At 74.7% G+C, this 13,424-nt stretch carries 10 protein-coding genes; 3 read left to right on the top strand and 7 right to left on the bottom strand.

The features are described from left to right. Positions 1 to 25: 25 nt before the first annotated feature. The 3 genes from ABT015_RS31620 to ABT015_RS31610 form a co-directional block, all read right to left on the bottom strand. On the bottom strand, positions 26 to 1,933 hold the full coding sequence (locus tag ABT015_RS31620) for a helix-turn-helix domain-containing protein (RefSeq protein WP_350885255.1): 1,908 nt from the start codon (positions 1,931 to 1,933) through the stop codon (positions 26 to 28). Between the two features lie 59 nt (positions 1,934 to 1,992). After that, entirely contained in the window at positions 1,993 to 3,360 is a 1,368-nt protein-coding gene (locus ABT015_RS31615) for an MFS transporter (RefSeq protein ID WP_350885253.1), read from the bottom strand. Positions 3,361 to 3,500: 140 nt separating this feature from the next. Continuing rightward, a complete protein-coding gene (locus ABT015_RS31610; protein ID WP_350885251.1) occupies positions 3,501 to 4,262 on the bottom strand; it encodes a 3-hydroxybutyrate dehydrogenase in 762 nt (253 codons plus the stop codon). A gap of 310 nt (positions 4,263 to 4,572) precedes the next feature. On the opposite strand from ABT015_RS31610, the gene ABT015_RS31605 reads away from it, so the two are divergent. Next, on the top strand, positions 4,573 to 6,441 hold the full coding sequence (locus ABT015_RS31605; protein ID WP_350885249.1) for an NsdA family TPR-like regulatory protein: 1,869 nt from the start codon (positions 4,573 to 4,575) through the stop codon (positions 6,439 to 6,441). A 151-nt stretch (positions 6,442 to 6,592) separates the two neighbouring features. On the opposite strand, the gene ABT015_RS31600 is transcribed toward ABT015_RS31605, so the two are convergent. The 3 genes from ABT015_RS31600 to ABT015_RS31590 form a co-directional block, all read right to left on the bottom strand. Continuing rightward, a complete protein-coding gene (locus ABT015_RS31600; protein WP_350885247.1) occupies positions 6,593 to 7,816 on the bottom strand; it encodes a cation:proton antiporter in 1,224 nt (407 codons plus the stop codon). Positions 7,817 to 8,017: 201 nt separating this feature from the next. Continuing rightward, positions 8,018 to 9,349 carry an NAD(P)/FAD-dependent oxidoreductase gene (locus ABT015_RS31595; RefSeq protein WP_350885245.1) on the bottom strand — a complete coding sequence of 444 codons (1,332 nt, stop codon included), beginning with the start codon at positions 9,347 to 9,349 and terminating at the stop codon, positions 8,018 to 8,020. Between the two features lie 519 nt (positions 9,350 to 9,868). Continuing rightward, positions 9,869 to 10,774, bottom strand: coding sequence for a TIGR01777 family oxidoreductase (locus ABT015_RS31590; RefSeq protein WP_350885243.1), 906 nt, complete (start codon positions 10,772 to 10,774; stop codon positions 9,869 to 9,871). A gap of 64 nt (positions 10,775 to 10,838) precedes the next feature. On the opposite strand from ABT015_RS31590, the gene ABT015_RS31585 reads away from it, so the two are divergent. Both ABT015_RS31585 and ABT015_RS31580 read left to right on the top strand, forming a co-directional pair. Continuing rightward, positions 10,839 to 11,336 carry a GNAT family N-acetyltransferase gene (locus tag ABT015_RS31585; RefSeq protein WP_350885241.1) on the top strand — a complete coding sequence of 166 codons (498 nt, stop codon included), beginning with the start codon at positions 10,839 to 10,841 and terminating at the stop codon, positions 11,334 to 11,336. A gap of 120 nt (positions 11,337 to 11,456) precedes the next feature. After that, entirely contained in the window at positions 11,457 to 12,548 is a 1,092-nt protein-coding gene (locus ABT015_RS31580) for a DUF2510 domain-containing protein (protein WP_350885239.1), read from the top strand. A 70-nt stretch (positions 12,549 to 12,618) separates the two neighbouring features. Here the strand turns inward: ABT015_RS31580 and ABT015_RS31575 are convergent, their stop codons facing one another. Further along, positions 12,619 to 13,134: a DUF4240 domain-containing protein gene (locus ABT015_RS31575; protein WP_350885237.1), complete on the bottom strand. Its 516-nt coding sequence runs from the start codon at positions 13,132 to 13,134 to the stop codon at positions 12,619 to 12,621. Positions 13,135 to 13,424 lie beyond the last annotated feature (290 nt).

Genomic DNA, 13,424 nt, shown 5'->3' with positions numbered 1-13,424 from the left:
CGTTCAGGAGGCCGAACCGGACCGCTCAGCCCCCCGCGAGCAACTGCAGCCGCAGCGCCAGCTGGAGTTCGAGCGAGCGCTCGGGGTGGTTCCAGTCCGGGCCGAGCAGCGCCTCGACCCGGTCCAGCCGCTGGACGACGGTGTTCACGTGGACGTGCAGCTCGTCCTTGGCGCGGGTGAGGCTGCCGCCACAGTCGAAGTAGGCGCGCAGGGTGCGGACCAGTTCGGTGCCGCGCCGGGCGTCGTAGGCGAGCAGCGGGCCGAGCGCCGAGCCGACGAAGCCGTCCACGTCGTGCCCGTCGCCGAGCAGCACCCCGAGGAAGCCCAGCGCGCGGGCCGAGGCGCCCTCCCCGGCACGGCCGAGCACCCGCAGGGCCCGGACGCAGCGCAGGCCCTCGGCGTACGAGGCGGCCAGCGCGGGCGGGCCGGCGGCCGGGCGGCCGGCGCCCACGGTGACCGGGAACCCGGCCAGCCGGGTCAGCCGCTCGGCGGCCTGCCGCGCGGCCTCCTCCGGGTCGCCGGCCTCCGGGACCAGCAGCACCACCGCCTCGCCGTGTTCGGCGCTGACGCCCCGGGAGCCGAACAGGTACCGCCGAGCGGCGCCGGCCAGCCGGCCGCGGTCGGGGACGGGGGGCCCGGCGGGTTCGGCCGGTTCGGCGACCAGGACCAGGTGCGGGCGGGCGAGGTCGACGCCGAGCCGGCGGCCGCGCGCGGTGAGCCCGGCCGGATCGCGGTCGGGGGCGGTCAGCAGGTCGGTGAGCAGTTCGCCGCGGACCCTGTTCTCGGTCTCGGCCACCGAGCGGCGCAGCAGCAGGAGCAGCGCGGTCACCACGCCGGCCCGCTCGAACAGCCGCCGGTCCGCGTCGTCGAGGCCGGGGCGTCCGCGCAGCACCAGGGTGCCGAGGGTGTCGTGCCCGGCGAGCACCGCGCACACCCACAGCTCGCCGTGCCGGACGGACCGTCCCTCGGCCCGGGACGCGGCGACCGCCTCCGCCAGTTCGCCGGCGGGTGCGGACCGCCCGGCCAGCGGCTCGCCCTCGGCGTCGAGGACCGCTATCTCGCCGCCCAGCAGGGCCGCGACGGCGGCGGCGACGTCCGGGACCTCGGCGCCGCGCAGCACCAGGTCGGTGATCCGGTCGTGGGCCTGCTCGGCGCGCTGGACGGCGGCCGAGTGGGCGCGGACCAGTTCGTTGGCGCTGTTCAGTTCGGCGAGCGCGGCCCGGGTGTCGGCCAGCGACTTGGCGGTGTCCAGGGCGATCGCGGCGTGCGCGGCCAGCGTGCACAGCAGCGCCACCTCGTCGGGGGAGAAGGCGCGGGGCGAGCGGTCGGCGGCGAACAGCACCCCGATGACCTCGCCGCCGAGCAGCAGCGGCACCCCGATGATCGCCACCAGGCCCTCGTCGAGCACGCCCGCGTCGATCGTGCCGGTGTGGTGGAACCGTTCATCGGTGCGGTAGTCGGGGGTGGCGTACGGGCGGGCGGTCTGCGCGACCAGGCCGCCCAGGCCGTGGCCGAGGCTGAGCCGCAGGGTCTGGAACAGGACGGAGACCGAACCGTCGGTGACCCGCATGTAGGTGTCGCCCGCGGCCTCGTCCGGCAGGGTCAGGTACGCGGTGTCGGTGCCGAGCAGCATTCGGGCGCGGCGGACGATCGCCTGGAGCACGGTGTCCAGCTCCCGGGAGGCGGCGAGGTCCCCGGCGGTGTCGAACAGGGCGGTCAACTCCGCCTCCCGGCGCCGGTGTTGACGCAGTGTGCGGTGCACCCGCAGGGCCTGCCAGGTGGCGTCGTCGATCTCGGCGAGGACGGCGGCCGGCGCCCCGCGGCGGCGGGCGTCGGCCAGCACGTCGGCGAAGTCCTCGGTGGCGGCGCCGGAGGCGAGCAGGTCGAGCAGCCGCCGCAGCGCGGGCGCGGCGCTTTCGTGAGGGTGGTTCATGGTGCGTGCCGCCAATCGGCGTCGGGTCCGGCGGAAGCGCGATCGTAGCGGCTCCGCCGTCAGGCGGTGGCGGGCTTGGCCGCCACGGCGGCGGCCTCCGCCTCCACCGCCGCCTCGACGTCCGCCAGGTCGCTGCCCCTGGTCTCCCGCCCGCACAGCACCGCCAGCACGGTGATCGCCGCCGCGATCGCCACGTACACCGAGATCGGGGTGGCGTTGCCGTAGTCCTTGAGCAGCGCGGTCGCGATCAGCGGTGCGGGTGCGCCGGCGGCCACCGAGGCGAACTGGGCCCCGATCGAGGCGCCCGAGTAGCGCATCCGGGTGGCGAACAGCTCGGAGAAGAACGCCGCCTGCGGTGCGTACATCGCGCTGTGGAAGACCAGCCCGACCGTCACCGCGACCACCAGCTGTCCGAACGACCTGGTGTCCACCAGCCCGAAGAAGACGAACGCCCAGACGCCCACCCCGACGGCGCCCACCAGGTACACCGGCTTGCGTCCGACCCGGTCGGACAGCGCTCCGAACAGCGGGATCAGCCCGAACTGGATCGCCGAGCCGATCAGTACGGCGTTCAGCGCGGTCTGCTTGGAGAAGTGCGCGTGGGTGACGGCGTACGTCAGTACGAACGTGGTCATCACGTAGTACGAGATGTTCTCCGCCATCCGGGCGCCCATCGCCACCAGCACCTCCCGCCAGTGGTTGCGCAACACCGCCACCAGTGGCGGCTGTTCGGCGGCCTTCCGCTGCTGCTGGGCCGCCAGCGCCTGCTTGAACAGCGGCGACTCGTCCACCGCCAGCCGGATCCACAGCCCGACCCCGACCAGCACCGCCGACAGCAGGAACGGTACCCGCCACCCCCACGACAGGAACGCGTCCTCCGACAGCACCGCCGTCAGCAGCGACAGCACCCCCGCCGCCAGCAGGTTCCCGGCCGGCGCCCCGCCCTGCGGCCACGACGCCCAGAACCCGCGCCGCCGCTGGTCCCCGTGCTCGGACACCAGCAGCACCGCCCCGCCCCACTCCCCGCCGAGCGCGAAGCCCTGCACCAGGCGCAGCACCGTCAACAGCACCGGCGCCGCCGCCCCGATGGAGCTGTAGGTGGGCAGCACCCCGATCAGCGTGGTCGACCCGCCCATCAGCAGCAGGCTGACGACGAGCAGCTTCTTCCGCCCGACCCGGTCCCCGAAGTGCCCGAACACCAGCGCCCCGATCGGTCGCGCGGCGAACCCGATCGCGTAGGTGAGGAAGGACAGCAGCGTCCCCGTCAGCGGGTCGGTGTTCGGGAAGAACAGCTTGTTGAACACCAGCGCGGCCGCTGTTCCGTACAAGAAGTAGTCGTACCACTCGATGGTGGTCCCGATGAGGCTGGCGGCCACGACCCGAGGGAGTGAGCGGGTGGCTGCCGTGGCTGGTGCGGAGGCGTTCATGGTCACCACTTCCGGGCCGGGGGGAGGATGTCGCCCCAAGGGACGTCGCCACAAGGTAGGGAGGCGCGTTCCCCGGGACTATGTGGGCCGCCCACACAGTCCCGGGGGTCGGCCTGGGGAGGACGGCCAGGTGCCGCCGCTCAGTGCGCCGTCCAGCCGCCGTCGACGGGGAGGCTGGCGCCGGTGATGTAGGAGGCGGGCGGCGAGCAGAGCCAGAGGGCGAGTTGGGCGATCTCCTCGGGCTCGATGAGCCGCTTGACGGCCGTGCGTTCGAGCATGATCTGCTCGACGACCTCGTCCTCGCGGATGCCGTGGGCGAGCGCCTGGCTCGCGATCTGCTTCTCCACCAGGGGAGTTCGGACGTAGCCCGGGTTGATGCAGTTGCTGGTGACGCCGTAGGGGGCGCCCTCCAGGGCGACGGTCTTGCTGAGGCCCTCCAGCGCGTGCTTGGCGGTGACGTAGGCGGACTTGAAGGCGCTGGCCCGCAGGCCGTGGACGGAGGAGATGTTGACCACCCGGCCCCACTCCCGCTCGTACATGTGCGGGAGAGTGCGGCGCAGGATGCGGAACGGCGCCTCGACCATGACGCGTTGGATGAGGGTGAAGCGGTCGGGCGGGAACTCGTGGACGGGCGCGACGTGTTGGAGACCGGCGTTGTTGACCACGATGTCGGCGTCGGCCGGCAGGGCCTCCACGGCCTCCGGGTCGGCGAGGTCCGCGACGACGGCCTGGCCGCCGATCCGCTCCGCGAGCTCCCGGGCCGGGCCGGCCGCGAGGTCGACGACGTAGACCCGGGCGCCGGCCCCGGCGAAGGCCTCGGCGCAGGCCCGGCCGATGCCCGAGGCGGCCCCGGTGACCAGGGCCGTCCGGCCGTCGAGCGGGCGGGCTGTAGTGGTGTCCATGGCCGAGAACGCTAGGAAACCAGGGGGCCCGGCTCCCATGTGGTGGTCCACCACAGCATCCCGGTTGGCTGTGGTGTTCACCGCCACGATGGTCGATCGACGGTTCGACCACGAAAGGCCAAACCCGCGCCGACCGCGCTTCCCCACAATGGGCGCGATTGCTTCACCCGTTCGGAGGATTGCTCGGTCAGATCCACCCATAGCGCCCGAATGCTCGCTACATTCACGCCGATTCCCGACAGGGGGCGCCGCCCCAGGCAGCCGAAGTGCTGGTAGAGCCCGGTGCGACGTCCGAGAGGTGTTGACTGACATGCCCCAACGGCCTGCAACCGACAGCCCGGCGTACGGACCGCTCGACCCGCTCGGCCACCACCGAGGCCCGGTCGGCCGGGCCCTGCCGGACGCCCCCGACGCCCTGACCGCCGACGCCCCGACCGCCGACGAACTGCGGCTGCCCGCGCAGGCCACAACCGACCGGCACGAACCCGCCGCCCCCGGGCCGGTCGGCGGCCACTCCGGGCACTCCGGCCCGGCCCCGCAGAACGGCCAGCTCGCCACGCTCATCGAGGAAGCCGGCTTCTCGCACGCGGGCCTGGCCCGCCGGGTCGACCAGCTCGGCCTGGAGCACGGCCTCGACCTGCGCTACGACAAGACCTCGGTCACCCGCTGGCTGCGCGGTCAGCAGCCCCGCGGCGCCACCCCCGCGCTGATCGCCGAGGTCTTCACCCGCCGCCTCGGCCGCCGCCTCACCGCCCAGGACCTCGGCCTGGACGCCTGCGCCCCGGTGTACGCGGGCCTGGAGTTCGCCGAGACCCCGCAGGAGGCGGTGGACATCGTGGCGAGCATGTGGCGCAAGGACAACGGCCCGCAGTCCGAACTGCGCCGGATCGCCTTCACCCCGGCGGGCCTGGTCGTCCCCAGCCGGGACTGGCTGATCGGCCGCACCGACGAGCGCGTCGCCCGGGACGGCTCGACGATGGCCCGTCCCGACGCCGCCACCGGCCCGCCCACCGCCACCACCGCCACCACCGGCACCGCGGCATCCGCCGCATCCGCCGCGCCCGCCCAGAGCGTGCCCCCCGCGCCCGGCGCTCCCCCTCCGAGCCCGGCGCGCGGCCAGGCCCACCTCGGAGCCCCCGGCATGCGCCCCGTGCCGGGCGCGGCCGGCCCCGCCGGGCCCACCATCGGCCGGGTGCCCACCCAGAGCCGGCGCCCGCCGATCGCCGTCGAGCCGCCGTACACCGAACCGGCCCGCGAGTCGCGCCCCGCCCTGCGGGTCGGCCGCGGCGACATCGCCGCCATCCGCGCCGTCGGCGACCTCTTCCGGGCGCTCGATCACGCCTACGGCGGCGGGCACGCCCGGCAGGCGCTGGTCCGCTACCTGGAGAGCGAGGCCGAGCCGATGCTGCGCGGCCGCTACGGCGAGCAGATCGGCCGGGCGCTGTTCGGCGCCGTCGCCGACCTGACCAGGCTGGCCGGCTGGACGTCCTTCGACATCGCCGCGCACGGCCTCGCCCAGCGCTACTTCGTCCAGGCGCTGCGCCTGTCCCAGGCCGCCGGGGACCGCGCGCTCGGCGGGTACGTCCTGGTGACGATGAGCCAGCAGGCCGTCCACCTGGGCCACGGCCGGGAGGCCGTCCAACTGGCCAGGGTCGCCCAACAGGGCGTGGGCACCGCCGTGCCGCCGGTGGTCCAGTCGCTGATGCACACCGCCGAGGCGCGCGGGCACGGCCTGCTGGGCGACGTCCGGGCCTGCACCACCGCCCTGGTGCGCTCCGAGCGGGCACTGGCCGCAGCCCGGGTCGGCGACGAACTGCCCTCCTGGGCGCGGTACTTCGACGAGGCCCAGCTCTCCGACGAGTTCGCCCACTGCTACCGCGACCTCCAGCAGTGGCGCACCTCCGCGCAACACGCCGAGAAGTCGCTGCGGCTGCGCTCGCCCGCCTACGCGCGCAGCCGGATCTTCTGCCGGCTGGTGCTGGCCACCGCCCGGCTCGGCATGGGGGACCTCGACGAGGCCTGCACCATGGCCACCGACGCGCTGCGGGCGGCGGGGGAGATGCGCTCGGCCCGCTCGCTGGAGTACGTCCGGGACTTCCACCGCCGCCTCACCCCCTACCGGGGCAGCCCGGTGGCCCGCGCCTTCGAGGAGACGGCCCGCCAGGCCGGCGTGATCTGAGGACCCGTCGAAGAGGGGCCGGTCGGGCGAGCCCCGGCGGCCCTGGAAACCCGTCCGGCCCGGGTCCGCCCCGGGCCGAAGGGCCCATCCGCCCGGCACCGGCTCCGGCACAGGCACCGAGTGTTCCGGCGGCGGACGGGAGCGAAGCGGCTCACCAGCTCTCGGCCCGGACGCGCGGCTGCCCGGCCTCCGGCACGGGCGGCCGGACGCCGCCACGCACCCGCTGCGCCACCAGCGGGAACACCAGCACCGAGAGCATGCCGGCGCCGACCAGCGCGGCCGCCGTCGAGGACGGCAGATGGCCGTCGTCCACCTCGATGGTGGTGATCACCACGACCAGCGGCAGCGCCGTCGCGCCGTAGAGCCCGAGCGCCGTGCGGTCCCGCCGGCCGAGTCCGGCCGGGGCGAGCAGCCCGGCGGGCAGCCCGCGCACGGCCAGGAGCAGCAGCAGGAACACCGGGACGAGCAGTATCGTGCCGGGGTCGTCCAGCAGGGCGGCCAGGTCGAAGTTCATCCCGCTGACCACGAAGAACACCGGCACCAGGAAACCGAAGCCGATGCTCTCCAGCTTGGCCGCGATCACCTCCTCCTCGGCCCGGCGGATGTCGGAGAGCAGCAGCCGGGAGACGATCCCGGCGGTGAAGGCGCCGAGCAGCATGTCCAGGTCGAGCCAGATCGCGGCGGCCACCATGACGGCGAGCACCAGGATCACCGCCCGGACCGCGAACTGCCCCGAGGTGCGCAGGGTGCGCTCGATGAGCCGGGTGGCCCAGGCGGGCCGGGGACGGCGTGCGCCGAGGACGGCGGCGGCGGTGATCACCGCGAAGGCGCCGAGGATGACGGCCGTCCGGACCGGGGAGTTGCCGCTGAGCAGGACGGCGATCGCGATGATCGGCCCGAACTCGCCGACCGCCCCGGTGGCCATCACCGACGAGCCGAAGGGAGTGGGCAGTTCGCCGGAGTCGCGGAGGATCGGCAGGATGGTCCCGAGGGCGGTGGTGGTGAGCGCGAGCCCGGCGAAGGCGCCGTTCAGCGGATCCCGGTTGACCAGCGCGCCCACGCCGAGCGCCAGCACGAGCGAGACCAGCCACGCGGTGCCCGCCCGTTTCAGCGGGCCGCCGCGCAGCTTGGCGAAGTCGATCTCGTACCCGGCCAGGAACATCAGCATGGCCAGGCCGAACTGGGAGAGCGCGTTGACCAGGTCGTCGACGTGCGCCCAGTTCAGGACGTCGGGGCCGATCAGGACGCCGAGCAGGATCTCGAACACGACGGTCGGGACGGCGATCCACCGCAGCAGGCGGTCGGCGAGCAGCGGCGCGGCGACGGCCGCGGCGGGGATCAGGATCAGGGCCACCGGCTGGACGGCGGCGCTCACCGCGCAACCGGCCGTACGGTGTAAATCATCCGATGAGCGGTCATGTCGGCATCCTGGCATGCCGCCGCTCCGTCACCCACCGGCAGGTCGTCAGCGTGTCCCGGGAGCGGGAGCGGGAGCGGGAGCGGGAGTGGGAGCCGGAGCCGGAGCCGGAGCCAGACCCGGAGCCGGAGCGGGAGCCAGACCCGGAGCCCGCCAGGCTCAGGCCGCCGCCTCGGCCTCCCGGGCGCTGGCCGGGACGCCGAGGTCACGCAGCACCGCCTGCGCCGCCCGCCGCCCGGAGACCAGCGCGCCCTGCACGGTGCTGGTGTCCCGGTGGTCCCCGGCGACGTACAGCCCGGCCAGCACCCGGACCGGGCGCCGGGGGTTGTGCGGCGGCGGCATCGCGGGCAGCGCGTCCGGGACGTGCCGCACGTTCAGGAACTGCCAGCCGGTGGTCGAGGTGCCGTACAGCTCGGCGAGCCGGGCCCGGACCACCGGTTCCAGCCCGGCCGGTCCGCCCGCGTCGAAGGAGCGCCGCCCGAGCACGGTGGTGGCGATCAGTGCCTGTCCGGCGGGGGCGTAGGAGGGGTGCAGTTCGCTGAGCACCAGCGAGTGCGAGACCAGCGGCGGCTGCCCGCCGGGCCGGTTGCCGTCGAGCAGCAGGACGGCCTCGCCCAGCGGGGTGCGGTCGGCCGCGTGGTAGAAGGTCGTGACGGGGTGGAAGTCCGGCAGCCGCAGCCCGGGCAGCAGTTCGGCGGCGGAGCGGGCGTCGGTGGCGAGGACGACGGCCTGGGCGCCGATCCGCCCGTGGGCGACGGTCTCCACGCCATCGGCGGTGATCGAGGTGACCTGCACCCCGGTGCGTACGGTGCCGGCGGGCAGGGTGGTGGCCAGCTGGGCCGGCACGGCAGCGATCCCGCTGGCGGGCAGACAGAGCCGTCCGCGCGCGTAGGAGCGCAGGACCAGGTCGGCGATCCGGCTGCTGGTGCCGAGGGCGGGGTCACTGAGCAGCGCGCTGAGCAGTGGCCGCAGGAAGCCGTCGAGGGTGCGCGGGGCGAGTCCGTGGCCGGCCAGCGCGCGGGCGGTGGTGGTCTCCGGGCGGGCCTTGAGCCGGCTGGCGGGGGTGGTGGCGAGCCGGCCGAGCCAGCTGCCGAGCCGGGCCTTGTCCAGCGGGCTGCCGAGTGGGGCGCGGGTGGCGGCCTGCCGGGCGGTGGTGAGCTGCGGGTCCCCGGTGCGGTAGCGGCGGCCGGCGCTGTGCACGAGGACTCCGGCGGCGAGCGGGCGCAGGTCGAGGCGGTCGAGGTCGAGGACGCGGCGAAGTTCGGGGAAGGCGGTGTTCAGCAGGTGGCTGCCGTCGTCGAGCCGGAATCCGTCCAGTTCGCGGGTGGCCATCCGGCCGCCGATCCGGTCCGTGGCCTCAAGGATCTGCACGGTGAGGCCGCGGCCGGTGAGCGTGCGTGCGGCGGCCAGACCGGCGAGTCCGGCGCCGATGACGATGACGTCAGGGTCGGACGGGCGGCGGGCGCGGCGGGTGAAGTCGTATGTGGGCACTGGCGTGCTCCCTCCCTGGTCCCGGGGCTCCGGCCGACGCAGGCAGCGGGGTGCCGGGACACGGTCCGACGGTGTGATGCCCAGTCAGTGTGAGCATCAGACAAGCGCATCGGGCCCGATCCAAGGGGCGAGAGGGGGCGTGCGGCACCGGGCGGGAGCGCGGTCACGGACAGTGCGCCGTTGGGGCCGGGTTCCGGGGTCGGCGGGCGCGCACGGTCACCGGGGGCGTGCGACGCGCCTGGTGTGTGCTCCCATGCGCCCCCTCCCGGAGCCCCGTCCGACCCCCACCCGATCTCCGCCCGGCATATGCCCCTGGCCAGGGCGAATGCCGTAGCCGCCGTACGCGGCGGGACGTACCGGAACCCCGCCGCGCAGCCCGTGCCGGAAACCCGCGGCGGACGGCAGGGTTCCGCGCCGCCGGTCGCCCCCAGTGACAACTCACAGTGCCGAGCGCACCGCGAGCACCGCCGCTCACAGCAGCGCGAGCACCGCCACTCACAGCGTCGAGAGCACTGCCACTCACAGCGCCGCGCGCACCGCCGCGTCCACGTTCGGGTGCGCGAAGCGGAAGCCCGCGTCCAGCAGCCGCCGCGGCACCACCCGGTGGCTGCCGACCACCTCGACCGCCAGCTCGCCGAGCACCACCTTGAGCACCGCCTCCGGCACCGGGAACGGGGTCGGCCGCCGGAGCACCCGCCCGAGCGCCGCCGTCAGCTCGGCGTTGGTGACGGGATCGGGCGCGGTGAGGTTGACGGGGCCGGAGAGGTCGTCCCGGTCGATCAGGAACCGCAGCGCGGCGACCTGGTCGGCCAGCGAGATGAAGCTCCAGTACTGCCGCCCGTCGCCGAGCCGCCCGCCCAGCCCCAGCTTGAACAGCGGGAACAGCCGCGCGCCGGCCCCGCCGGCCGCGGACAGCACCATCCCGGTGCGCGGGTGGACGACCCGGATGCCGGCCAGCTCGGCCGGCCGCGCGGCCGCCTCCCACTCCACGCAGACCTCGGCCAGGAAGTCGTCGCCGGCGGGGGCGTCCTCGTCGATCACCCGGTCGCCGGTCTGCCCGTACCAGCCGACCGCGGAGGCGCTGACCAGCACCCGGGGCGGTTCCTTGAGCGCGGCCAGTGCGACGGCCAGCGTCTCGGTGCCGAGTGCCCGGCTCTCCCGGATCTCCCGCTTGTAGGCGTCCGTCCAGCGGTGGTCGCCGACCCCGGCGCCGGCCAGGTGCACGACCGCCTCGACCCCGGCCAGTCCGTCCTGCTCGACCTGGCCGAGCAGCGGGTTCCAGCCGATGGCCGTGCTGCCGTCGGGCTGCGGGCCCGTCCCGGAGTGGCGCCGGACCAGCCGGACCACCTCGTGGCCGTCCGCCAGCAGGGAGCGGACGAGAGCCGAACCGATCAATCCCGTGGAGCCTGTGACAGCGATGCGCATGCGTCCATCCTCCCAGGTCCCAATGCCCTGTCATGTCGAGGTGCGTCTCATTAGCATGACGCGCATGTACGAGGACGATCTGATCATCCGCCCGGCGCGGCCCGAGGACGAGGGCGAACTCGTCGTCCTCAACCGCGCCGCCTGGTCCCCGCTGTCCGAGGTCTCCCCGCGGCCGCCCGAGGAGGGCGGGATCTTCGACGAGCGGCACACCCCGGAGCAGTACCTGCTCGCCTTCCTGGACCGCCGGCTCGTCGGCTACATCCGCCAAGTCCCGCCGAGTCCGCTGGCCAGCAACCGGCACGTCCGGCAGATCCAGGGTCTGGCCGTCGACGACACGGTCCGCGGCCGGGGTGTCGGCCGGCGCTTGGTCGAGGCGGCCTGCGAGGCCGCCCGGGCCGCGGGCGCCCGCAGGATCACCCTGGGGGTGCTCGGCTGGAACGCCCCGGCCCGCCGCCTCTACGAGGGCTGCGGCTTCGGCGTCGAGGGCTCGCTGGCGGAGGAGTTCCTGATCGACGGCTCCTACGTGGACGGCATCCTGATGGCCCGCCGCCTGGCGGACTGACCTGCCCGACCGGCCTTGCCGCCCGCAATGTCTGACGATTCGTCAGGGGGTGGCGGGTGGTGCAGAGTCGTGACCGATCCGCTCTGTCTGGACCAGCACCCCGCCGGGTACCGTACGGCCGTGAGCAACTCGACGCCCCCCGGGTGGTACCCGGTCCCCGGTGCGGACGGCACCCCCGGTCACGAGCGCTGGTGGGACGGCAACGCCTGGACCAGCGAGGTACGCCCGCTCCAGGGCGGCGTCGGCCACCTCGCCGACGCCCCCACCCAGGGCTGGCAGCCCCCCGGCCAGCAGCCCGGGTACGGCTACGGCGGCCCGCAGGACGCCCCCGGCCACGGCTACCCGGGCAGCGCCCCTGCCCCGGGCTACGGCTACCCGGGCCAGGACGGCTACCGCCCGGGCCAGGACGGCTACTACCCGGCCCAGGACGGCTACCCCGCCCAAGGCGCGGGCTACGGCTACCCGGCGCCGGGCTACCCGCCGCAGCAGCCGGCGCCCCGCCGGGTGAGGCCCGGCCTGGTCATCGGCATCGCGGTCGCCGTCCTGGCCGTGGGCGGGATCGCCGCCGGGATCGTGCTCAGCGGCGGCGGCTCCCCGCAGGCCGACCCGGCCCCGAACCCGACGGTCACCATCACCCGGAGCGGCCCCGCCCCGAGCCCCACGGCGGGCACGTCCGCCCCGACGCCCGCGCCCAAGCCGGCGCCGACCGTCAGGAGCACCGTCCCGGACGCCCAGCACGCGATCACCGTCCCGGTGCTCGACGGCTGGGACGTGGCGCCCAATTCCCCGCACTCCACGGTCTACCTGGGCACAGGCAGCTACACCTGCCCGGACGGCAACTCCTGCATCCGCGGCCAGTTCTCGGTCGAGAAGGACACCGTCCAGGGCGTCACCGCCAAGGCGGCCGCCGAGGCCACGATGCCCGCGTACGCCGGCCAGATCTTCACCGGGATCAGCTCGCACACCGACTCCGGCTCCGGCTACACGACCGTCGCGGGCGTGTCCGGCTACGCCGTGCGCTGGCACATCCGCACCGCGGACGGCACCCAGGGCTACGTCCTGCTGGCCGCCGTCCCGGCCAAGGGCGGCGGCTTCGTGGTGTTCGAGGGCGGGGTGGACGATACCCCGAGCGCGCCGGACGCGTCCGCGCTGGACCAGATCCTCAAGGGCGTCAAGCAGGACGGCACGTCCGGCGGCGGCAGCACCGCCTGACGCGTCCGGCCCCGCTCATGCCGGGGGCGTGTCTGACGCGCCGTCCGGTCGGACAGAACCTTCGGCTGTCCTAATCCCCGTAGCGCTCCCAGAGCTTGGGAAACCGTTTCGCCATGACGTCCGGGTCGTCGAAGTCCAGCGCGGCCCCGGCCGGTCGGCCGGACTGTCGCCCGCCCACCTCGGGCAGCGGCAGTCCGGTCAGCTGCTCGTACGCCTCGTCGGCGGCGTAGCCGAGGTCCTCGGCCTCGCCGTCCTCCTCCTCGTCGAACTCGGGCAGCAGGTCCGCCAGGTCGTCCGGCTCGAACAGAGCGCCCTCGAAGACGTCCCGGCCCTGGCCGATCAGCCAGCAGCGGAAGTAGTCGAAGGTGTCGTCGGAGGCGCCGTCCAGCAGCAGGTAGGCGGCGCCCCAGAGATCGTGGCGGTAGGCCCGCTGGAACCGGGCCTCGAACAGCCGGGCGAAGTCGATGACGTCGTCCGGGGTCAGCTGGACCAGCCGTTCCACCAGCCGGTCGGCCTGCTCGTCCGGATCGCCGTCGGCGTCCTCCCGGGTCTCGTCGATCATCTGCCAGAAGTCGGTCTCGTCCATCACCGCTCCAGCATCCCCGTTCGCCAGCCCCCGCGCATGCCATGGCCCGGCGAAACGCTGGTGATGTTCGACGCAGCCAGGCGCGGCCGTCGCGGCCCCGGACGGGTGGGCGCGGCCGGAAGCAGGCGGACGACGGGCGGACGACGGGCGGCCCCGGGCAACGGCGGAGCCCCGCGCCGTCCAGCTTGAGTTCTAGGGATCGTTGCAACACCCCAGCTGGGGAGTGCAATGACCTTCGAGATCCGCGAGGACCGGCAGCCGCAGGGGCCCAGGAAGCTCCGTGCCGAGCG

The sequence above is a fragment of the Kitasatospora sp. NPDC094016 genome (genome assembly GCF_040304045.1).
Taxonomy (GTDB): domain Bacteria; phylum Actinomycetota; class Actinomycetes; order Streptomycetales; family Streptomycetaceae; genus Kitasatospora.
Note: the sequence above shows the minus strand (reverse complement) of the source record. Positions and strands in the feature narration are given on the sequence as shown.

What these genes read in the sequence shown, in the direction of transcription:
- ABT015_RS31585 (WP_350885241.1), top strand. Translation starts at nt 10,839, where the DNA reads ATGTACGAGGACGATCTGATCATCCGCCCGGCGCGGCCCGAGGACGAG.
- ABT015_RS31615 (WP_350885253.1), bottom strand. Translation starts at nt 3,360, where the DNA reads ATGAACGCCTCCGCACCAGCCACGGCAGCCACCCGCTCACTCCCTCGG.
- ABT015_RS31575 (WP_350885237.1), bottom strand. Translation starts at nt 13,134, where the DNA reads ATGGACGAGACCGACTTCTGGCAGATGATCGACGAGACCCGGGAGGAC.
- ABT015_RS31590 (WP_350885243.1), bottom strand. Translation starts at nt 10,774, where the DNA reads ATGCGCATCGCTGTCACAGGCTCCACGGGATTGATCGGTTCGGCTCTC.
- ABT015_RS31605 (WP_350885249.1), top strand. Translation starts at nt 4,573, where the DNA reads ATGCCCCAACGGCCTGCAACCGACAGCCCGGCGTACGGACCGCTCGAC.
- ABT015_RS31610 (WP_350885251.1), bottom strand. Translation starts at nt 4,262, where the DNA reads ATGGACACCACTACAGCCCGCCCGCTCGACGGCCGGACGGCCCTGGTC.
- ABT015_RS31620 (WP_350885255.1), bottom strand. Translation starts at nt 1,933, where the DNA reads ATGAACCACCCTCACGAAAGCGCCGCGCCCGCGCTGCGGCGGCTGCTC.